A 21,233-nucleotide genomic window follows, 5' to 3' on the forward strand; every position below is an offset into this window, starting at 1 on the left:
CTTTGCTTTGATGCCGCTTGATTTTTTCGGGTAGCATACTTTTTAGGACACTACCTCATTTTTATACGGCGGTGGCTGGCCTTGCGGGGTAATGAAATATTGGTATAACAGCGGGTTGCAAACCGTTAACCCTCATTTGTATCACTTGGCAAAACAAGAATTTGCTGCGTATCCTGAATTTATCCGCAACCAGTTTTAAACACAGGAAACACCATGAATACAACTCTTTTTCCCCAGCCGCAAGCCTTTGCTTCTTTACCCAATATTAAAACCGATGGTTCAGTTGCCATTATCACGCGCACCAAAAACCGAGCTGTGCTGTTGGCGCGCGCATTAAACAGCGTGTTGGAGCAGCGTTATCAAAATTGGCATTTATATGTGGTTAATGATGGCGGTGATGTGGATACCGTAGAAAAACTACTGAATACCTACCGTGATTTGTTTGGCGAACGATTAACCGTTATCCATAATTCGCAATCTCTGGGCATGGAAGCAGCTTCTAATTGCGCGTTTGAACAAGCAAACGAAGAGTTTTTGGTTATCCATGATGATGACGACAGTTGGCACCCTGACTTTTTGCAAGAAACGGTTGCCTTTTTGCAGCAAAACCGCGATGCGGTGGCGGTTTTAACTAACTGCGTGGTGGTGCATGAAGAGATTAAACAAGATACGGTGCGCCAGCTTGATGTGTTGGAGTGGGTCTTTTGGCGCGACCATGTTGATGCAGTTCGTTTGATTAAAGGCAATATCACTCCGCCTATTTGCTTGCTGATTCGTATGAGCGCAGCCAAAACCATTGGTAGCTACAACGCTGCGCTGCCTGTGTTGGGCGACTGGGATTACAACTTGCGCTTGTTCCGTTTGGGCGAAATTAAAACGCTGAACAAAGAGCTGGCGTATTACCATCATCGTATTTCCAGCAACGATGCCTATGGCAATTCGGTTATTGCGGGCGCGGATAAGCATCAAGCCTATCAAGCTGCTTACCGCAACGCGCTGGTACGCCGCGCTTTGGCAGAAGACCCTGCGAATTATGGTTTGCTGCATTTGATTTTGCACGATGCGGAAAACAATAAAAATGAATTGCTGCGCGAAATCCATGATTTGAAATATCGGTTGGAGAACATGGTCGTTACACACCATGCAAACCGCGATGCGGAACTGTTTGCCCGTGTGGATTATTTCTATCGCAAATGCCTGCCTATGCGCAATTTTACTGCTGAGTGGCGCGAGAAAATGCGAAAAATGCGGCGTAATTCCAAGGTACTGCGTCCGCTGGCGCATCAAATTCGCGATATGCTGCGTGTGCTGCGTGGCAAGCGCAAATAAGCAATAGGCAGTCTGAAAATGGTTTTCAGGCTGCCTAATTTAAAACCTGTATTCATTATTTGCATAGGTAGATTTTATGACATAAAAGATGCCCATGAAAATAGTGAATACAGATTCTTATAGTCATTTCACACAAGCCTTAGACAAGGCGTTGAACCGCAGATAGCGCAATTAGCACTACAAAACTGGCTTTGCCAAACCTGTGATTTGGCAACAAACCATTTCGCCAATGATAGGCGAACCAATGCGGCATAAGGCTGAAACAACTGCTATTGAGCACCACCATTAAGCGTGTTCTGCTTCATTACTACCCCGCTCCACAATTAGGCAGCCTGAAACGAAGTTCAACGCAATCCAAATAAGTTCATCCCTTTTGCTCCCCCGAAAATCCTATGACACCTTTCCCCTCCCTATTCTCTCCATCGCCCTGCTTCTCCTACTTGCCGCTTGCTCCACACCGCAAAACCTGTGGGCGAAATTGCCCAATTACGCGCACAGCAACCACCCGCCGCGCACAGCCTGCTGAATCCCGTGCGCAGGCAGCGATTTGCCGACACTTGGGGTGCAGCACGCAGCGATGGTCGTCGCCACGAAGGCAGCGATATTTTTACACCCATTGGCACACCAATTCGCAGCACCACCGATAGCATCGTTACAAAAATCGGCAGCAATCGGTTGGGTGGCAAGATTGTGGGCATACAAGGCGCGGGCGCGTGGCATTATTACGCGCATTTGAGCCGCCATGCGCGTTTGCGCCTGTATCAGCGCGTGCGGGCGGGGCAAACGATTGGCTATGTGGGCAAAACGGGGAACGCGAAAACCACACCGCCACATTTGCATTATGGCGTGTATTTGCCTGCGGGGGGGGTTAATCCGTATCCGTTGGTGAATCAGGATTGGTAGGCAGCCTGAAAATGGTTAATCGCGCTCCCTACGGCTTGCATGCAAGCCGTGCGCTGGCATAATGGGCAGCCTGAAAAGCGAATTGAACAAGCAAGGAGACGAATATGGATTTTGAAATTGAGCCAAACCAAATTGTGTACCGCGAAAACGGGCGCGCGCTGGCGTGGATTCATTGGACGGCGGTGGACGCGCAAACGATTGCGGCTGACCATACCTTTGTGGACAAGTCGCTGCGCGGGGGCGGCGTGGGCAAGGCGTTGCTGGACGCGCTGGCGGCGCACGCGGCGGAGCGGGGGTGGCGGATTCGAGCGGTGTGTCCGTTTGTGGTGAAGTGGTTTGAGCGCAGCGGGGAATATGATGGGGTGAAAGCGGAATGATAAAAGGCAGCCTGAAATCCGTTTTTCAGGCTGCCGCATTTATTTCATCGCCAAAGCCGTCTAAAATTCTCCTTTTGTTTCAACAAGGAGACCGCCATGTCGCTCAATTTTTCCCCGCTGTTCCAACCCTACACGCTCAACAACGGCATCGTGATTAAAAACCGTCTGGTCGTTGCGCCGATGACGCATTACGGCTCGCACGCAGACGGCTCCATCAGCGATGAAGAACGCGCCTTTTTGCGCGGTCGGGCGGCGGATTTCGGGCTCTTTATCACCGCCGCCACGCTGGTGTCGCCCGAAGGCAAAACCTTTCATGGGCAGCCCTACGCCTTTGATGAAGCGCATTTGCCCAGCCTGCGCGAAACGGCGCAGATTATCCAAGCGCAGGGCGCGAAAGCCGTTTTGCAGATTCATCACGGCGGCTTGAAAGCGATGACGGCGGACAAAATCGCCCCGTCCGCGCAAGACGATGTCCGCGAACTGACGGCGCAGGAAATGGACGCGCTGATGGCGCGTTATGCCTATGCGGCGAAACTCGCCATTGCGGCGGGTTTTGACGGCGTAGAAATTCACGGCGCAAATGGCTATTTGATTCAACAATTTGTGTCGCGCCAAAGCAATCGCCGCACCGACCAATGGGGCGAGCTGACTGCGTTCCCGCTGGCGGTGATTGCTGCCGTGCAGGCGGAAAAGCAGGCGGCGCAGCGCGATGATTTTATTGTCGGCTACCGTTTTTCGCCCGAAGAAGCAGGCGACAACGGCTTGACCATGGCGGACACGTTTGCGCTGATAGACGCGCTGGTGCAGCAGCCGTTGCAGTATCTTCATGTTTCGCTGTGGGATTTTTACAAACACGCACGGCGCGGCGCGGACACCAGCAAAACGCGCATGGAACTGATACACCAGCGCATCGGCGGCAAGCTGCCGCTGATTGGCGTGGGCTGCCTGCTTTCGGGCGAACAGGTGCTGGCGGCGTATGCAACGGGCTGGGCGGAGTTTGTTGCCGTGGGCAAGGCGGTGATGATGAACCCGAATTTTGCCACGCTGCTGCAACAGGGCAACGCGGCGCAGATTGAAACCGCGCTAGACCCGAACCGCGCCGACCATTACCGCCTGCCCGATTATTTGTGGCAGCAGCAACTGCGCGGGCTGGCGTATCTGCCGCCGTTGAAAGATGCGGCGGGGTGGCAGCCGTTGGATATTTGATTTTTTGGGGGATTAAGAACCTGTATTCACTATTTCCATAGGCAGATTTTATGACATAAAAGCGCGGATACAAGGCAAAAAGCGCAGCAAGGTTGGACACCTTGCGAGCATTTTTAACGCAGCAGCCGCGTTTTTAGGGCATAAAAGATGCCTATGAGAATAGTGAATACAGGTTCTAAGACAGCCTGAAAAGGGGATTTTCTGTTTTCAGGCTGCCTTTGGGTCTTGGGAAAAGGCAGCCTGAAAACCATTCAACCCACAAGGAGAAACACGATGACGACACCATACGAAATCACAACCGCCAGCCAGCTAGACCCCGCCGTGCGCGATGCGCTGGTGGACTATATTCAAACCAGCCGCGTAACCGATTGGTTCAGCATAAAAAATTACGCCGATGCGCGTTATCGCGTGATGCTGCGCAACACGGCGATTATGGATTTGGTGCAGCGAGCGGGCGTGTTGTCTGCCGCGCCGTCCATGCCATCATCGGCTGCGTCCGAGCTTGAATCCGAGCCAGCGTTGGCAGTCAAACCGAAAGCAAGGGAGCGGCGGATAGAGTAGTCGCGTAGAAAAGGCAGCCTGAAAAGCGCAAAACGGCTTTTCAGGCTGCCTTATTGTTGCTGCATCTAACGCATTCCGCGCCATCAACCCACTTTCGCAATCCACGCGGCAAATGCCTGCATAAATTTCCCAATAGAGCCGACCACGTGTTCGCCCATCAATTCGCCCTGTTCGTTAAACGATTGCTGGATTGCGCCGTAATACGCTTTGTTTTTGAGTTGGCGCTTTGGGTTTTACCCGTGAAAACGTTGGGCTGCAACCTTTTTGTTTGGGTGGGGAATTTTTATTCCGGACAGTAGTGCCGACCAGCGGGCGGTTTATCCGCCAATGGCTCTGTACTACCCGCCGAACAAGCATAAAACACAGGCGGCGGAGGCGTTGGTGGAGTGGTTGAAAGCGGAGGGAAATGTTTGATGCAGTCGTGCCAATTAAGCCTTATGCGCATTAACTCGTTCAAATTTGTGTCAAAGGCAGCCTGAAAAATCATACACGGCTTTCAGACTGCCTTTTCAGACGAAGCAGCCTGAAACGGCGCGCATCCGTTTTGCCCAATCCATAAAAAAGCAGCCTGAAAACTCGCTTCGCTCGTTTTCAGGCTGCCTTATCTTTTTGATTGAACGCCGTTCCAGCTTATTTACCATCCCACGCTTTAATCGCATTCAGGCGGATATTCACGCGGTCTTGTGGCGTGCCTTTAAAGTAGTCTTTCGCCAATCCGCCTTCCCAATCGCCATAGTTTGGATTGGGCAACACAATGAATTTTTTACCAAATTCTTGGCTGTTGGCTTTCACAAACTCGCGCCGTTCCGCATTGGGTTTGTGGTAAGTGGCATCGCCAAAATCGTTCAAATTATCACCAATATACAGCACGATTTCATAGCCTTGTTTTTCAATCTCGGCAAAGCGGGCGGATTTGCTGGATTTATCTTTTTTCAGCAGCAAAGTTTGGTCGTTTACGCCGTTAAAGCCCAATTTTTTCAAGTCTTCCACGGTGGAGACTTTTTCGCCATCGTCTTTGCGGTTGGACACATAAAACATCGTGCCGCCGTGCGCGTTCACATAATTATTAAATTCCACCGCACCAGGGATGGCTGCGGTTTGGCGGGCGTTTACCCAGCGCGTCCAGTCTTTGCCGTCAAAGGCTTTGTTGTGCTGCACTTGCCAGCCAGCGTAGGCGCTGTTGTCCACCATGGTTTCATCCAAATCCACCACCACGGCTTTTTTCTTGCCCTTGGGCGCGCTGGCGTGGTCAAAGGCAACTTTGGCGGTGTTAAATGCCTGATACGCCAAGGCCTGATATTCGCCCGATTGCTGCATCCAGTTGATGCCCATTACGGCTTGTTGCTGCAACTGGGCATTGGCTTGCTCATCGCCGGATGGCGCGGCGTGTTGCGTGGCGCAGCCTGTTAGCGCAATCATCAAGCTGAATGCTACGGCGGAAAGTTTGACTGTTTTCATTTGGATTCTCCCTTGTGTTATGAAATGTAAAGAAATTATAACGCAACGAAATTATAACGCAACGAATGGGGAAATAAAACCGCCAAAGGGCACCGCGCTTGACGCATAACAAAAAACCGCCTGAATGGCTTTTCAGACGGTTTTGGCATTTTGGTTGCGCTGAACTTCGTTTCAGGCTGCCTTTATGCTTAGGCAGCCTGAAAATGAGTGACGGAACTTTTACGCCGCTCAATCAGTTTTCCAACAGCGAGCGCAGCATCCATGCGTTTTTCTCGTGGGTTTGCATACGGGTGGTGAGCAGGTCGGCGGTGGGTTCGTCGTTGGCTTCGTCCACGGCGGGGAACAGGGCGCGGCAGGTGCGTACCACGGCTTCCTGCCCTTCCACCAATTCGCGAATCATGGTTTGTGCGTCGTTGCGGCTGTTGCCTTCGGGGATGGAGGCGAGTTTGGTAAATTCGCTGTACGAGCCAGGGGCAAGCTCACCCAAAGCGCGGATGCGTTCGGCAACTTCGTCCACCGCCAGCGCGAGTTCGTTGTATTGGGTTTCAAACATGGTGTGCAGGCTGTGGAACATCGGACCGCGCACGTTCCAGTGGTAGTTGTGGGTTTTCAGATAAAGCGTGTAGGTGTCCGCCAGCACTTTGGACAGGCCTTGTGCGATGGTTTGGCGTTGAGTGTCGGTCATGCCGATGTTGATGCTCATGGTATTTCCTTTCATAGATAGACGCTGGGGATTCAGCGGTTTAGATAATAGCATTAAACAATGAATTTTTCAAACTTAATTTAATTTTGATATTTATTTGTATTTCAGGCTGCCTTAATTGCCGCACAAAGGCAGCCTGAAAACAAGATTCAGCCTTTCAGGCTGCCTTTTATTTCGCCAGCGCACGGCTTGCAAGCAAGCCGTAGGGAGCGCGATTAAGCATTTTCAGGCTGCCTACCATTCGCGCCCGCGTTAATGCACTCATTTTCAGGCTGCCTTTTACACTACCCCATCAAACGTGCGCGCGGCTTTCCCCTTTGCCGTCCACATTCTCGGCGCAGCGGGCGCACACGGTTTCATGCCCTGCCACCGTGCCTACGCTGGCCACATAATGCCAGCAGCGTTCGCATTTGGGCGCGGTGGATGCGGCTACTTGGGCGGCGAGTGCATCGCCTTGTTGCAGGCTGATTTTGGAAACCAGCATGGCAAAGCGCAACTCTTCGCCCAGCGTTTTCAGGCTGCCTAAAACAGGCTCGGGCGCGGTCAACACCACTTCCGCTTGCAGCGATGAGCCCACCGCTTTATCGGCGCGTAATGGCTCAATCGCCGCATTCACCACGGCGCGGGCTTCGCGGATGTGTCGCCATTTTTCCATCAGCGCGGCTTCGCTGGCGGGGTTCATCGGTGGAAAATCATGCCAAGTGTGATACAGCACGCTGTCTTCCTCGCCGCCGCCGATGATGTCCCACGCTTCTTCGGCGGTGAAACACAAAATGGGCGACATCAGCAACACCAAGCTGCGCGTGATGTGATACAGCGCAGTTTGCGCCGAGCGGCGGGCGTGGCTGTTGGTTTTGGTAGTGTATAGGCGGTCTTTCAGAATATCCAAATAGAACGCGCCCAAGTCTTCCGAACAGAATTGCACCAGCTCTTGCACGGCAAAGTGGAAGGCGTAGCGAGGATAATGCTCGCCCGCCAATTTCTCTTGCAACTGCCGCGCCAACACCAGCGCGTAGCGGTCAATTTCCACCATATCGGCTTGTGACACAGCGTCTTCAATCGGGTTGAAATCGCTTAAATTGGCAAACAAGAACGCCAGCGTGTTGCGAATGCGGCGATAGCTTTCGGTAACGCGCTTTAAGATTTCTTTGGAAATTGCCAAATCGCCCGAATAATCGGTTGCCGCTGCCCATAAACGCAGAATATCCGCGCCAAATTCGTTATAAACTTCTTGCGGCGCAACCACGTTGCCAATGGATTTGGACATTTTGCGCCCGTTTTGGTCCACCACGAAGCCGTGTGTTAAAAGCTGTTTATACGGCGCGCGCCCAAATGCGGCGCAGCCTGTGAGCATGGACGATTGAAACCAGCCACGATGTTGGTCGCTGCCTTCTAGATACAAATCGGCAGGCCAAGCCAATTCTTCGCGCTGCTTCATCACGGAATAATGCGTGCTGCCTGAATCAAACCACACGTCCATGGTGTCGGGCAGTTTGTCGTAGTGGGCGCAATCTTCGGGCGACAAAATATCGGCTTTGTCCAATTCAAACCATGCGTTGATGCCTTTTTCTTCAATTTTTTGCGCCACTTTTTCTAGCAATTCGGCGGAATTGGGGTGCAATTCGCCCGTTTCTTTGTGGGCAAAAAACACCATCGGCGTGCCCCAATAACGTTGGCGCGATACCACCCAATCGGGGCGTTGTTCAATCATGGCTTGCAGGCGGGCGCGTCCCCATGCGGGGAAAAATTCGGTGTCGTCCACGGCTTGCAGCGCATCGTTGCGCAACGTGTTGCCTTTTTTGCCCGCTTTGTCCATGCAGATAAACCATTGCGGCGTGGCACGGTAAATCAGCGGCGTTTTGTGTCGCCAGCAATGGGCGTAGCTGTGTTCCAGCTTGCTGTTGGCAAGCAATCGCTCGTTTTCTTGCAGCCATTCCAGCACCAGCGGATTGGCTTCCCACACGGTTTTGCCCGCCAAGCGTTCCACGCTGCTGATGTATCGCCCTTGGTTGTTCACCCAGTTAATCAGCTCAATGCCGTATTGTTTGCAGATTAAATAGTCTTCCATACCGTGCGCGGGCGCGGTGTGCACCAAGCCTGTACCCGCATCGGTGGTAACGTGCTCGCCGTTTAAAATGGGAATGTCGCGGTCTAGGAAAGGGTGTTTGCACAGCAGATGATGCAGCTTGCTGCCTGTGGTTTCGGCGAGCACAGGGCAGCCTGAAAACGCATAGCGTTCCAATGCTTGCTCTGCCAAATCTTTTGCCAGCACCAGTTTGCCTTTGGGCGTGTCAATCAGTTGATACACGATGTCTGCGCCTGCGGAAATGGCTTGGCTGGCGGGCAGCGTCCACGGTGTCGTTGTCCAAATCACGGCAAAGGCTTCGCCTGCGATTTCAGGCTGCCCAAATGCTTGGGCAAGCGCGGCGGTGTCTTGGAAAGGATATGCCACGTCAATGGCGGGCGAAATTTTGTCTTTGTATTCCACTTCGGCTTCCGCCAGCGATGAGCCGCAATCCAAGCAAAATTGCACGGGTTTTTCGCCACGGAACAAATAGCCAGCGGAATAAATCTCGCCAATCATGCGCACGGTGTCAGCTTCGGTTTTGTAGTCCATGGTGCGATAGGGGTTTTCCCAGTCGCCCAACACGCCTAGGCGGATAAAGTCTTTTTTCTGGCGCGCGATTTGTTCAGACGCATATTCGCGGCATAGCTCGCGGAAACGGCTGGCGGGCATATCTTTGCCGTGCAGTTTTTCCACCATCACTTCAATCGGCAGCCCGTGGCAATCCCACCCCGGCACATAAGGCGCGTCAAAACCTGCCAGCGTTTTGCTGCGGATAATAATGTCTTTCAAAATTTTGTTTACCGCATGCCCAATGTGAATGTCGCCGTTGGCATAGGGTGGGCCATCATGCAAAATAAATTTGGCGCGACCTTGGGCAATTTGGCGCAATTTTTGATAGCGTTTTTCGTCCTGCCATTGCTTCACCCAAGCAGGCTCGCGTTTGGCAAGATTGCCACGCATGGGAAAGGGCGATTCGTAAAGATTAACGGTTTTGGAGTAATCGGTCATGGTGTTGGCTCTGTTGTATAAAAAAGAAATAATATAGTCGTTCCACACAGCCTTAGACAAGGCGGCGAGCCGCAGATAGTACAAGTAGTACAGCAAAACTGGCTTTGTCCAAATCTCTGATTTGGCAACAAACCATTTCGCCCGTGGTGGACGAGCCAACGCCGTATAAGGCTGTGTGGGACGACTATAAACAGCGTTTCAGGCTGCCTGAAACAAGAAAATATCCATTTTACAAGCCTTTAACCATTGTGAAAAGCAAGCTGGGGCGATTGTTGGACAATATGGGCAGCAGCGATTTCATGTAAACCCAAGTTAATTTTAATTACTTCGCGCTACATTTCGCTGTAAGATGCGCGCCGTTGCCATTTGGCAATATTCAACCCTTGGAGATTTACTATGAATATCAAGCACGTTTCCTTGATTGCTATTTCTGCGCTGGCTTTGGCAGCTTGCGCGGGCAGCGAAAGCCCTTCGGCAAACAACGACCCCCGCGATAGCGCAATGGGCAATATGTCCATGAAGCAACAGCAAGCGATGAGCCCCAAAGTGGGCGGCAGCAAACGCTTTGAATGCGACAACGGCATGACCGCCACTGTGAAATACAGCAGCGGCGCAATCAATCTTTCCGTGGACACCATGGGCAAATCTGCCGTGTTGAACCAAGCCGTGTCAGCATCGGGCGTGCGCTATGCGTCTAATAGCGCGTTCTATGGCAACCCTGCCGAATGGCACGAAAAAGCGGGGCGTGAAGCCTATTTTGAATTTAGCGGCTCGGACGGTGGCGTGGTGAATACGAACTGCGTGGCTAAATAATTGAACTTTTGGGCGCATTTGCCCATCATCTCTCAACCGATTTCAGCACCTGCAACATGGTGCGAAATCGGTTTTTTGGTGCAATGCGTTTTCGGTTTTCAGGCTGCCTAAATGGTTTCAGGCTGCCTAACTATTGTTAAAGTATCGTAAAGATTATGCTACAATACACTCGTTATCCGCGTTTAAAAACACGCGGAACAATTTTGTTACACCGTTTTCAGGCTGCCTAGCCTGTAAACAAAATTAGTCGGGGTGCTGCGCAAGCGGCTGAGAAAACACCCGTGAACCTGGCACAGGTAATGCTGGCGTAGGAAACTAATTAAAACAACTGTTTATGTTGATTGATTAACCCATCGCCATTTGCCGTGTTGCGCAAATGGCGATTTTTTATCACAGGAGAAACATCATGAAACGGGTTCATTTTAGTGTGCTGACTTTGTCGCTGTTTTTAAGCCATGCGGCTTGGGCGCAAACGGAAGTGCGGCTGGCTGTAAGCGAGTCTTTTGATTTGCCCAAGCCTGTTATCGCGCAATTTGAGCAGCAAAACGATGCCAAGGTTTCCATTGTGAAACTGGGCAGCGGCAATGAAATGTTAAACCGCTTGATTTTAAGCAAAAAATCGCCATTAGCCGATGCGGTGTTTGGGTTGGATAACAATTCATCCGCCAAAGCGCAAGCGGCAGGCATTTTGGCGGCGCAACAACCGCAAAGCAAGGCAACAGCGGTTTCTATTTCGCACGTTTTGGCGGTGGATTTTAGCTTTGTAACATTAAACTATGATAAACAATGGTTTGCAAAAAATAATCTGCCCTTGCCTAAAACATTGGATGAATTAGCACAGCCCAAATACAAAAATTTGGTCGCCGTGCCCAGCCCTGCTACATCCACCCCTGGGTTGGCGTTTTTATTGGCAAATATCAGCGGCTTGGGCGAAGCCAATGCGTTCAAATGGTGGGGGCAAATGCGGCAAAATGGCATGAAAATCACCAAAGGTTGGTCGCAAGCGTATTACACCGAATTTACGCTCAACGGCGGCTCTCGCCCGATTATCGTGGGCTATGCCACCAGCCCTGCGGCAGAAGTGTTTTACAGCGAAGGCAAGCTCAAATCGCCCAATATGGGCAACCTGTTTTTGCACGGCGGCAGCTATTTGCAAATTGAAGGCGCGGCGGTGTTAAACCAAGCCAAGCAGCCTGAAATGGCGGCGAAGCTGGTGCAATATTTGCAAAGCCCTGCGGTGCAAGATGCGGTGATGACTTCCATGTGGGTTTATCCTGCGGTAAAAGGAACGAAAGCGCATCCTATTGCGGTTCATGCTTCTACGCCCAAAGATGCCAAGCTGTTGCCTGCGGCGCAAGTGAACAGCAAGCAAAAAGATTGGGTGGCAAAATGGACGCGCGTGGTGTTGAAATGATTGGCTGAAATGATTTAAGGTTGCCTGAAAATGAAAAAGGTATCCGTTTTGGATACCTTTTTTGTAGCACAGTTAATGCGCATCATCCCAATTTTTGCCTATACCCACTTCGGCAACCAGCGGCACATTCAACACATCTTCGCCCACGCTCGCCATCAGCGCAGGAATATTCTGCACTATCATTTCTTGCTCATTTTCTGGCACTTCAAACACCAATTCATCATGCACTTGCATGGTCAAACGTGTTTTCAGGCTGCCTGAAAGCAGAAAACCATCCACCGCAATCATGGCGCGTTTGATTAAATCAGAAGCCGTGCCTTGCATCGGCGCATTGATGGCGGCGCGTTCTGCGCCTGCGCGCGCTTGCGCGTTTTTAGCATGAATATCAGGCAGATACAGCCGTCGCCCAAACAGTGTTTCCACATAACCCAAATCCGCCGCTTGCTCTTTGGTGCGCTGCATATAATCCGCCACGCCCGTATATCGCGCAAAATAGCGTTTGATAAACATATCGGCGGATGCGTTATCAATCCCCAGCGATTTTGCCAAACCATAGCTGCTCATGCCGTAAATCAAACCAAAGTTAATGGTTTTGGCATAACGCCGCTGCTCAGGCGTAATGTTTTCAGGCTGCATCCCAAACACTTCGGCAGCGGTGCGGCGGTGCACATCTTCGCCGTTTTTAAATGCTTCAATCAACGTGGTATCACCGCTTAAATGCGCCATGATGCGCAGCTCAATTTGCGAATAATCGGCAGACACAATCACGCTGTTTTCAGGTGCAATAAACGCTCGGCGCACACGTCGCCCTTCGCTGGTGCGGATGGGAATGTTTTGCAGATTGGGATTATTGCTCGCCAGTCGCCCCGTAATCGCCACCGCTTGCGCGTAATTGGTGTGAACGCGGTGGGTGGTGGGGTTAATCATTTCAGGCAGTTTATCGGTGTAGGTGGATTTGAGTTTCGCTAAACTGCGGTTTTGCAAGATGATTTTTGGCAAAGGATAATCCATCGCCAGCTGCTCCAACACCGCTTCATTGGTGGAAATACCGCCTGTGCTGGTTTTTTTTAGCCCTTTGGTGGGAATGCCTAATTTGGTAAACAAGATTTCTTGCAGCTGCTTGGGCGAGTTTAAATTAAACGGTTGCCCTGCTAAATGATAGGCTTGCTGTTCCAGTTTCAACAATTCCGCGCCCAATTCCGCGCTTTGCTGCGCCAATTCTGCGCGGTCAATCAACACACCGTTGCGTTCCATGTGAAACAATACCTGCGCCACAGGCAACTCCATGATTTCATACATTTTGCGCTGTTCATCACTCATTTGCGTTTTCAAATGCGCTTCAATGCGCAAGGCAAAATCCGCATCTTGGCAGGCGTATTCCGTTGCCTGATCCACCGCCACATCGGCAAACGAAATTTGCTTCGCGCCTTTGCCACACAGGCTTTCGTATGTAATCGTTTCCAAGCCCAGCCAACGCTGCGCCAATTCATCCAAACCATGCCCCAAATGGCTTTCCAACACATACGAAGCCAACATCGCATCGCCTGCAATCCCTTGCAACTGAATGCCCTGATTAGCGAAAACGTGTTGGTCGTATTTTAAATTTTGCCCAATTTTGTGCAGCGATTGGCTTTCTAAATACGGTTTCAGGCTGCCTAACAGCGTTTCGCGGTTTAATTGCTGTTCGGCAAACGTGTGGCTAATAGGAATATACACCGCTTCGCCAGCGGCAAAAGCCATGCTGATGCCCACAAGCTGTGCGCTCATCGGGTCTAGCGATGTAGTTTCCGTATCCAAGCCGATTTGCTGCGCAGCGTCTAATTTGTTTAACAATTCATCCAACTGCGCTTGCGTGGTAATGGCTTGGTAATTCAGTTTTTCGGGTTTGGGCGCAAGCGTGATTTCAGGCTGCCTTTGCGCATTGAATGCGGCTTGCGTGCCTATATCATCGGCAGCAAATAAATCATCACTTTCTTGGCTAGATAATTGATTTTCCGCTTCTTTTAGCCATGTTTTAAAGCCCAGCTCACGAAAATGCACCGCCAACTGCGCCCACTTAGGTGCGCTGCACCGCAAATCATCCACGCCATTAGGCAATTCGCTGAACAAATCCACATCGGTTTTAATCGTTACCAATTCATACGACAACGGCAGTTGCGGCAAAGCAGCGCGCAAATTTTCGCCAATCTTGCCTTTAAATTCATCGGCTCGCTGCATGATATTTTCCAGCGAGCCAAACTCTGCCAACCATTTTGCCGCCGTTTTTTCGCCGCATTTTTCCACCCCTGGCACGTTGTCTACTTTATCGCCCATCAGCGCAAGAAAATCACGGATTTGGTTGGGATGCACGCCAAATTTGTTGAATACACCCGCTTCGTCCAGCGTTTCATTTTTCATGGTATTTACCAGCGTGATGCGTTCGCTCACAAGCTGCGCCATATCTTTATCGCCTGTGGATATAATCACGCGCATATCCGCATTTTCTGCCTGCTTTGCCAGCGTACCAATCACATCATCCGCTTCTACACCGCTGATTTTTAATACTTTCCAGCCCATCAATTCCACCAATTCAGGCAGTATATCGGCCTGCGGACGCAAATCATCAGGCATGGGCGGGCGCGTGGCTTTGTAGTCAGGAAACAGCGTATGGCGGAAATTTTTGCCTTTGGCATCAAACACACAAGCGCAGTAATCATGCGGCGTTTCAGCGCGCAAACGGCGCAGCATATTCAACACGCCATAAACGGCATTGGTTGGCGTGCCATCAGGTGCAGAAAGGTGGGTCATGGCGTAAAACGCGCGATAAAGATAGGACGAACCGTCCACCAAGAGCAAAGTTTTTGTGGTCATTTTCAATACTCATAAAAAAGCTGCCTAAAACCATTCTAGGCAGCCTGAAAATCAGTTTATGCAAACAATTTGGCAAATGCTTTTTTCAAATCATCATCGGTAAGCGGCAAACATTTGCGAATATCTTCAAATGAAAGCGAACCCACAATTTGATTCACTTTATGCTCTTCCGCGCCCAATTTTTTCAATTTAGCCACCAGCATTTGCCCAACCATAGATTCCAACGCTTCTTGACCTTCTGCTGAATTCATTTTTCATCCTTTCAACTAAACAGTAACCAATGATAATGGCTGTTATTATAACAATAATCTGATTGATTTGTTTCACTATTTCTGTTTTCAGGCTGCCTAGTAACGGCGCAATTCTTCTTGCAATGCCTGCATATTTTTAATTCGGTCAGCCACTTGCATACCAAAGCGTTTAATCGCCGCATCATTTTTCGCTTTGCCTGCCTTAACCAAATTATTTTGCGCTGTTAACAGTGCGTTTTTTTCACGGCTGATTTCTTGTTGCAATACTTCGCGCTGCGTTAATTTTTTTGGTTCGGGCAGCGAAACAATTTTCGCAAGCTGGCTGGGAATGCGCATATTGGTGTGGAATGTGGCAACTTGGTTGCGCAAATTAGCTTGCACCTTGTTATTTGTAGCCGCATCAGGAACGGGGGGCAACAAAACCGTATCGTTAAACAACTGGCTAGAATCTTGCCACACGCGGCTAATCTCATCATCAATCACTTGTGGCACACTAGCAGAAATAGACGCAACCGCAGGCGCAGAAGCGGGTTCAGATGCTGCTTCTATGTTTGTTTTTGCGGTTTCAGCTTGGGCGATGTGGATAAAACTTGCTGCTGCAAGGCATACCAACCATTTCAATTTCATCATGTTTTCAGGCTGCCTATGTGGATAACTATTAACAATAACATCATATCAAAATTACACTTTTCATGCTGCCTGAAACCGCCGTTCATCCGCCATTTTTAGAAAACTTTGCATTATTAACCTTTTTTTATTTTTATTTACTTCAATCAGTTGCTTTAAGCCTAATCCCAATTTCTATCCTTTAATGCTTATCTTGATGGCTTTTGTAGTCATAAAAAGGCAGCCTGAAACTGTGCATAAGTTTTCAGGCTGCCTACTATTCTATGCTTATTGTTCCACTTGCTCGGGCAAAAATCCGCCGCTTTGATGTGCCCACAATTTTGCATATAATCCATTGTTTGCTAACAATTCTGTATGCGTACCTTCTTCCACAATTCGTCCTTTATCTAGCACAATCAATCTGTCCATAGCGGCGATTGTGGATAACCTGTGGGCAATTGCAATAACGGTTTTGCCAGCCATCATTTTATCCAAACTTTCTTGGATGGCTGCTTCCACTTCGCTATCCAATGCGCTGGTGGCTTCGTCTAACAACAAAATGGGCGCGTCTTTCAGCATCACGCGAGCGATGGCAATACGCTGGCGTTGCCCGCCCGATAATTTCACGCCACGCTCGCCAACGTGCGCATCGTAGCCTGTTCTGCCTTTTGCATCTGATAAATTAGGGATAAAGTCGGCGGCTTCGGCGCGTTCGGCAGCCTGGAACATTTCTTCATCGGTGGCTTCGGGTCGACCATACACAATATTGTCGCGCACAGAGCGATGCAGCAAGCTGGTATCTTGTGTTACCAAGCCAATTTGAGCGCGTAGGCTTTCTTGCGTGATGTCGTTGATGTTTTGCCCATCAATTTCAATTGTGCCGCTTTGTGGTTCATAAAAGCGCAACAGCAAGTTCACAATGGTAGATTTTCCCGCGCCGCTGCGCCCAATTAAACCCACTTTTTCTCCTGCTTTAATATTCAAATTAAAGCCGTTTAGCAAGGGCTTGCCGACTTCGTAAGAAAAATCAACATGTTTAAAACTGATGTTGCCTTGTTCTACTTTTAATGGCAGCGCGGCAGGTTTATCCAAAATAGTTTGCGGTTTAGACAAAGTGGTCATGCCATCTGATACGGTGCCAACGTTTTCAAACAGTCGCGCCGATTCCCACATAATAAATTGCGACAAACCGTTTAACCGCAAAGCCATAGCGGTAGCCGTAGCAACCGCGCCTGCGCCAACGTGCCCACTATGCCACAGCCACACGCCCAGCGCGGCGGTGGATAATGTAAGCGACGAATTGATGATAAAACTCCACGTTTGCAACAGCGTGGCAAGCCGCATTTGGGCATACACGGTTACCATAAATTCATCCATAGACTGCTTGGCATAGCGGGCTTCGCGCGCGCCGTGTGAAAAAAGTTTGACGGTGGCGATGTTGGAATAAGCATCAGTGATACGCCCCGTCATCAGGCTGCGTGCATCTGCTTGCGCTTGCGCAGTTCTGCCCAGTTTTGGCATCAGCAGCTTCATCATCAGCGCAAATGACACTATCCATAGCATAAACGGCAGCAACAACCAACCATCCATTGCCGCTAAAATCAGCCCAGAAGTCAAAAAATACACAAAAATATAAATCACCATATCGGCGATGGTCATCACCACATCGCGCACAGCAAGCGCGGTTTGCATGACTTTCGCCGACACGCGCCCTGCAAATTCATCCTGATAAAACCCGAGCGACTGGTTTAACATCAAGCGGTGAAAATTCCAACGCAGCCGCATCGGGAACACGCCTTGCAAAGTTTGCAAGCGCACATTGGATGCAACAAAATGCCAAAAAACAGCAAATATCATCATCGCAACCATGCCAAACAACGCCCAGCCTTTTTCAGCAAACAGCGTTTCAGGGGTAAATTTGCCAAGCCAATCCACCAGCTTACCCATAAACTGAAACAGCAGAGCTTCCATAATACCGATGCCTGCGGTCAAGATTGCTAACACGAGTATCCACACCCGCACACCTTCCAAATTGCTCCAAATAAAGCGCAATAATCCTTTGGATGGCGTAATGGGATTTGCTTCGGGATAAGGTTCTATCCGGGTTTCAAACCATGTGAAAATTTTGTTTAATTTGCTGTTTTTCATAGAAGATAATGGTTTCAGGCTGCCTTAATATGATTTAGGCAGCCTGAAAATGGAATAAATTTGTTTAACGTTACTCGCTTTGACAAACGAAATGATACGATTGAATTTCAAAACCTTGTTGAAAATACACACGATGAGCAATTGTCCGCTCGCTGCCTACATGGCAATCCACATGAATCTGTGCAATGCCTTGCTCCGCAGCAATTTCGCGCACTTTATCCAGCAGCCGCGAAGCATAACCGCAACGGCGGCTTTGTGGCATGGTAATCAAATCATCAATATGAATATTTCGCCCGCTCACTAAATCGGTTTTTTCACGAAAACCGCACACCGCAACCGCGTTGGTTTTACCTGCTTCAAACAATCCAAGCAAACGATAGCCTTGCGCGCGTTGCACATTATTGACTTGTTCTACAAATTGATTGATGTCGTTAAGCGTGGGGCGCAATACACTCAATGCAGCAAATACGCTAGCGGTCTCTTTGGGCAAAATTTCGCGCACATGGCTGGTTGGCTCTTCTGCTTGCTCAATAAGCTGCTCTGTTTCTATTTTTTCTTCTGTAATCGCTTCATGATTATCTTTAACAGATTCTGCAATTTGATTTTCAGGCTGCCTATGTGGGTGAAAATCTGAACCGCGCATAATCTGCAAATCGTTATCTGTTGCAAAATCCATCAAAAAACGGAACATACTGGGATTGATTTTTTCAAGACTGGGCGAAACTTCCACGCAACGAACTTTATTCAGCAGCGCAGGGCGCACCCATTCATTATATGAAAGCCGATTATCTTTGCTAAATGATGAAAGAATACCGCACAATCGTTCTGCCCAATCGCTTGGAAGAAACACTTTGCCATTACTGGTTGTGCCATGAATGATAATTTCATCACTAGGTAACATAATCCACTCCACAATAAAGCAGTAAAAGTGTTCTTATTATACCTGATATGTATCAACAAAACCGCAAAAGATAAAACAAAACCGCTTGGAAAACCAAGCGGTTGAAATTTGGTTGCGGGGGCAGGATTTGAACCTACGACCTTCGGGTTATGAGCCCGACGAGCTACCATACTGCTCCACCCCGCGTCAGAAAAAGTGAACTATACGGGATACTTCTTTGACTGTCAAATTCTTTACATTTTAGGCAGCCTGAAAACGTTTAACGAATAATGCCACGCTGTGATGTTGCTATAAATTCATGCAAAATTTGCAATTCTGAATCGTTTTTTGCCATTTCTGCAATTTTGTTTTTGGCTTCATCTAAACCCAAATCTTGCATATATAAAACTTTATAGGCTTGTTTTACCAACGCAATTTGTTCTGCGGAAAATCCATTGCGCCGCATTCCTTCGCTGTTTAAACCTGCTGGTTCTGCACGATAACCCGCCGCCATAAAATAAGGTGGCACATCTTTATGCACCCCAGCGGCAAATGCCGTCATCGCATAAGCCCCAATGCGGCAAAACTGAAACACTAATGTATAACCACCCAATACTACATAATCACCAATGGTTACGTGCCCCGCGAGTGATGCGTTATTCGCAAAAATAGTATGATTTCCGATTACACAATCATGCGCCAAATGGCAATACGCCATAATCCAGTTATCATCGCCAATGCGCGTTTCACCAATACCCGTAACCGTGCCTGTATTAAATGTTGTAAATTCTCGGATGGTATTGCCATTACCAATAATGAGCTTGGTGGGTTCATCGCGGTATTTTTTATCCTGCGGTTGCGCACCTAAGCTGGCAAATTGGAAAATTTTATTGTTTTGACCAATTGTCGTATGCCCTTCAATCACAGTATGTGCGCCAATTTCCGTGCCTGCACCAATTTGCACATTTGCGCCAATAACGGAATAAGCACCCACTTTCACGCTGCTATCTAATTCAGCTTTTGGGTCTATGATGGCCGTTTTGTGGATTAAAGACATAATACTCTCGCTATTGTTTAATTTGTCTTTTTCAGGCTGCCTAGATGGATTAGGCAGCCTGAAAACTTAAATACTCATTCAAAAACAAGCTGTTTAAAGCAATAAACCAACCCCACCAGTTCAGTTTATGACTTGGTATTATTTTTCCACTTTGCGTTTAGCGCACATAATTTCCGCTTCAACAGCTAACTCGCCATTCACTTTAGCAACAGCTTTAAATTTACCAATCCCACGCTTGCTTTGCAGCAATTCAATCTCAAAAACAAGTTGGTCGGCAGGGATAACTTGGCGTTTAAACCGTGCATTATCTATGCCCGCAAAGAAATAAATTTCATCAGGATTGCGCCCGCCTTCGGTCAAAATGGCTAACGCACCGCATGCCTGCGCCATTGCTTCAATAATCAATACCCCAGGCATAACAGGGTATTCAGGAAAATGTCCCATAAACTGCGGTTCATTCATGGTTACATTTTTGATTGCTGTGAGCGATTTACCGTGTTCAAACGCGGTAATACGGTCAATCAGCATAAATGGAAAACGATGGGGAATCAGCTTTTGAATATCTTTTGCTTCTATTGGTAGAGAAATGTTCACTTTGTTTTCTTTTGTATAAATGATGAAACAAACCTATGTTTCATGTGAAACATAGGCACGAGATTAACGATTTTTCAATGCTTCGGTTAATTGTGGCACAACTTCAAACAAATCGCCCACAATACCAAAATCGGCCACATTAAAGATTTGCGCATCAGGGTCTTTGTTAATAGCCACCACAACTTTGCTATCCTGCATCCCTGCAACGTGTTGAATTGCGCCAGAAACACCAATCGCAAAATACAGTTCAGGTGCAACAATTTTGCCTGTTTGCCCAACTTGGCAATCGTTTGATACAAATTCGGCATCCACCGCTGCGCGTGATGCGCCAATTGCTGCACCCAATACATCAGCCAACGGCGTTAAAACGTCATTAAATTGTTCCGCGCTGCCCAATGCTCGCCCGCCAGCCACAACTACTTTGGCTTGCGTTAGTTCTGGACGGTTGGATTGGGTTAATTCGCGCGAAACAAATCGGCTCAAATGCTGCGCAGGCGTGGCGGGTACACTTTCAATTTCTGCCGCTTGCTCACTGTATGTTGCTGCATCAAACGCGCTGGCGCGAATGGTTAGCACCAATTTTTCTTCATTGCTGGATACGGTGGTAAACACGTTGCCTGCATAAGTAGGACGAATAAAAGTTTGATTATCCACAATTTCGGTTAAATCAGAAATTTGCGAGCAATCCAGCATCGCTGCTACGCGCGGCATAATGTTTTTGCCAAATGCGCTGGCAGCCGCAACAAAATACCGATACGGCGCAGCCAATGAAACAACAAGCGGCGCAATTTCTTCTGCTAATAGCTCAGCAAAATGCACCGCTTCTGCGTGCAATACTTTGCTAACCCCATCAATTTTACTGGCTTGTTCTGCCACTTTCAGGCTGCCTAAACCCGCCACCAGCGCATGAACTTCGCCTAATTTTTGCACAGCATAAATAGCGTGCAGTGTAGCTGGGGTAATTTGCTTGCCATCGTGTTCTACTAATACCAAAACGCTCATGTTTT

The 21,233-nt window shown here is 49.0% G+C and carries 20 protein-coding genes, 1 tRNA gene and 1 riboswitch; of the genes, 8 read left to right on the forward strand and 13 right to left on the reverse strand.

What is annotated here, in order from left to right:
- Positions 1-213: 213 nt before the first annotated feature.
- The 5 genes from Q4A85_RS07060 (at position 214) to Q4A85_RS07080 (ending at position 4,376) form a co-directional block, all read left to right on the forward strand.
- Positions 214-1,329, forward strand: coding sequence for a glycosyltransferase family 2 protein (locus Q4A85_RS07060; RefSeq protein ID WP_303108925.1), 1,116 nt, complete (start codon positions 214-216; stop codon positions 1,327-1,329).
- A 447-nt stretch (positions 1,330-1,776) separates the two neighbouring features.
- Positions 1,777-2,232, forward strand: coding sequence for a M23 family metallopeptidase (locus Q4A85_RS07065; RefSeq protein WP_303108927.1), 456 nt, complete (start codon positions 1,777-1,779; stop codon positions 2,230-2,232).
- Between the two features lie 104 nt (positions 2,233-2,336).
- Complete coding sequence (locus tag Q4A85_RS07070) at positions 2,337-2,609, forward strand: GNAT family N-acetyltransferase (RefSeq protein ID WP_303108929.1); 273 nt, start codon at positions 2,337-2,339, stop codon at positions 2,607-2,609.
- A gap of 96 nt (positions 2,610-2,705) precedes the next feature.
- Positions 2,706-3,815: an NADH-dependent flavin oxidoreductase gene (locus Q4A85_RS07075; RefSeq protein WP_303108931.1), complete on the forward strand. Its 1,110-nt coding sequence runs from the start codon at positions 2,706-2,708 to the stop codon at positions 3,813-3,815.
- A 273-nt stretch (positions 3,816-4,088) separates the two neighbouring features.
- A complete protein-coding gene (locus tag Q4A85_RS07080; protein WP_303108933.1) occupies positions 4,089-4,376 on the forward strand; it encodes a hypothetical protein in 288 nt (95 codons plus the stop codon).
- A gap of 509 nt (positions 4,377-4,885) precedes the next feature.
- Here Q4A85_RS07080 and Q4A85_RS07085 read toward each other — a convergent pair.
- The 4 genes from Q4A85_RS07085 to ileS form a co-directional block, all read right to left on the reverse strand.
- A complete protein-coding gene (locus Q4A85_RS07085) occupies positions 4,886-5,017 on the reverse strand; it encodes a hypothetical protein (RefSeq protein ID WP_303108935.1) in 132 nt (43 codons plus the stop codon).
- Positions 5,007-5,834 (reverse strand): 5'-nucleotidase, lipoprotein e(P4) family, encoded by an 828-nt coding sequence (locus tag Q4A85_RS07090; RefSeq protein WP_303108937.1) that lies wholly within the window; start codon positions 5,832-5,834, stop codon positions 5,007-5,009. Before Q4A85_RS07090 ends, Q4A85_RS07085 begins: the two co-directional genes overlap by 11 nt.
- Positions 5,835-6,066: 232 nt before the next feature.
- On the reverse strand, positions 6,067-6,537 hold the full coding sequence (locus Q4A85_RS07095) for a Dps family protein (protein WP_303108938.1): 471 nt from the start codon (positions 6,535-6,537) through the stop codon (positions 6,067-6,069).
- A 292-nt stretch (positions 6,538-6,829) separates the two neighbouring features.
- Positions 6,830-9,613 (reverse strand): isoleucine--tRNA ligase, encoded by a 2,784-nt coding sequence (ileS, locus tag Q4A85_RS07100; RefSeq protein ID WP_303109020.1) that lies wholly within the window; start codon positions 9,611-9,613, stop codon positions 6,830-6,832.
- Between the two features lie 104 nt (positions 9,614-9,717).
- Here ileS and Q4A85_RS07105 point away from each other — a divergent pair, with 104 nt between their 5' ends.
- The 3 genes from Q4A85_RS07105 (at position 9,718) to Q4A85_RS07115 (ending at position 11,840) form a co-directional block, all read left to right on the forward strand.
- Positions 9,718-9,918: a hypothetical protein gene (locus Q4A85_RS07105; protein WP_303108939.1), complete on the forward strand. Its 201-nt coding sequence runs from the start codon at positions 9,718-9,720 to the stop codon at positions 9,916-9,918.
- Between the two features lie 91 nt (positions 9,919-10,009).
- Positions 10,010-10,426, forward strand: a complete 417-nt coding sequence (locus tag Q4A85_RS07110; RefSeq protein WP_303108941.1) for an MliC family protein — start codon at positions 10,010-10,012, stop codon at positions 10,424-10,426.
- 238 nt (positions 10,427-10,664) lie between these two features.
- Positions 10,665-10,757: riboswitch (TPP riboswitch) on the forward strand.
- A 75-nt stretch (positions 10,758-10,832) separates the two neighbouring features.
- A complete protein-coding gene (locus Q4A85_RS07115) occupies positions 10,833-11,840 on the forward strand; it encodes a thiamine ABC transporter substrate binding subunit (RefSeq protein WP_303108944.1) in 1,008 nt (335 codons plus the stop codon).
- 72 nt (positions 11,841-11,912) lie between these two features.
- Here Q4A85_RS07115 and polA read toward each other — a convergent pair whose 3' ends face one another.
- From polA to Q4A85_RS07160, 9 genes are all read right to left on the reverse strand, one after another.
- Positions 11,913-14,690 (reverse strand): DNA polymerase I, encoded by a 2,778-nt coding sequence (polA, locus tag Q4A85_RS07120; RefSeq protein ID WP_303108946.1) that lies wholly within the window; start codon positions 14,688-14,690, stop codon positions 11,913-11,915.
- Positions 14,691-14,746: 56 nt separating this feature from the next.
- Positions 14,747-14,941 (reverse strand): hypothetical protein, encoded by a 195-nt coding sequence (locus tag Q4A85_RS07125; protein WP_303108948.1) that lies wholly within the window; start codon positions 14,939-14,941, stop codon positions 14,747-14,749.
- Between the two features lie 96 nt (positions 14,942-15,037).
- A complete protein-coding gene (locus Q4A85_RS07130) occupies positions 15,038-15,568 on the reverse strand; it encodes a hypothetical protein (protein ID WP_303108949.1) in 531 nt (176 codons plus the stop codon).
- Between the two features lie 267 nt (positions 15,569-15,835).
- Positions 15,836-17,695 (reverse strand): ABC transporter ATP-binding protein, encoded by a 1,860-nt coding sequence (locus tag Q4A85_RS07135; RefSeq protein WP_303108951.1) that lies wholly within the window; start codon positions 17,693-17,695, stop codon positions 15,836-15,838.
- A 70-nt stretch (positions 17,696-17,765) separates the two neighbouring features.
- Positions 17,766-18,596, reverse strand: a complete 831-nt coding sequence (locus tag Q4A85_RS07140) for a GNAT family N-acetyltransferase (protein WP_303108953.1) — start codon at positions 18,594-18,596, stop codon at positions 17,766-17,768.
- A gap of 109 nt (positions 18,597-18,705) precedes the next feature.
- Positions 18,706-18,782, reverse strand: a tRNA-Met gene (locus tag Q4A85_RS07145).
- Between the two features lie 73 nt (positions 18,783-18,855).
- The gene (lpxA, locus tag Q4A85_RS07150) at positions 18,856-19,632 is read right to left on the reverse strand and encodes an acyl-ACP--UDP-N-acetylglucosamine O-acyltransferase (protein ID WP_303108954.1); all 777 of its coding nucleotides are present in this window, start codon (positions 19,630-19,632) and stop codon (positions 18,856-18,858) included.
- A 138-nt stretch (positions 19,633-19,770) separates the two neighbouring features.
- Positions 19,771-20,226: a 3-hydroxyacyl-ACP dehydratase FabZ gene (gene fabZ / locus Q4A85_RS07155; RefSeq protein WP_303108956.1), complete on the reverse strand. Its 456-nt coding sequence runs from the start codon at positions 20,224-20,226 to the stop codon at positions 19,771-19,773.
- A gap of 63 nt (positions 20,227-20,289) precedes the next feature.
- Positions 20,290-21,228 (reverse strand): electron transfer flavoprotein subunit alpha/FixB family protein, encoded by a 939-nt coding sequence (locus Q4A85_RS07160; protein WP_303108958.1) that lies wholly within the window; start codon positions 21,226-21,228, stop codon positions 20,290-20,292.
- Positions 21,229-21,233: the final 5 nt, after the last annotated feature.

The sequence above is a fragment of the Kingella sp. (in: b-proteobacteria) genome (assembly GCF_030527935.1).
GTDB lineage: Bacteria > Pseudomonadota > Gammaproteobacteria > Burkholderiales > Neisseriaceae > Kingella_B.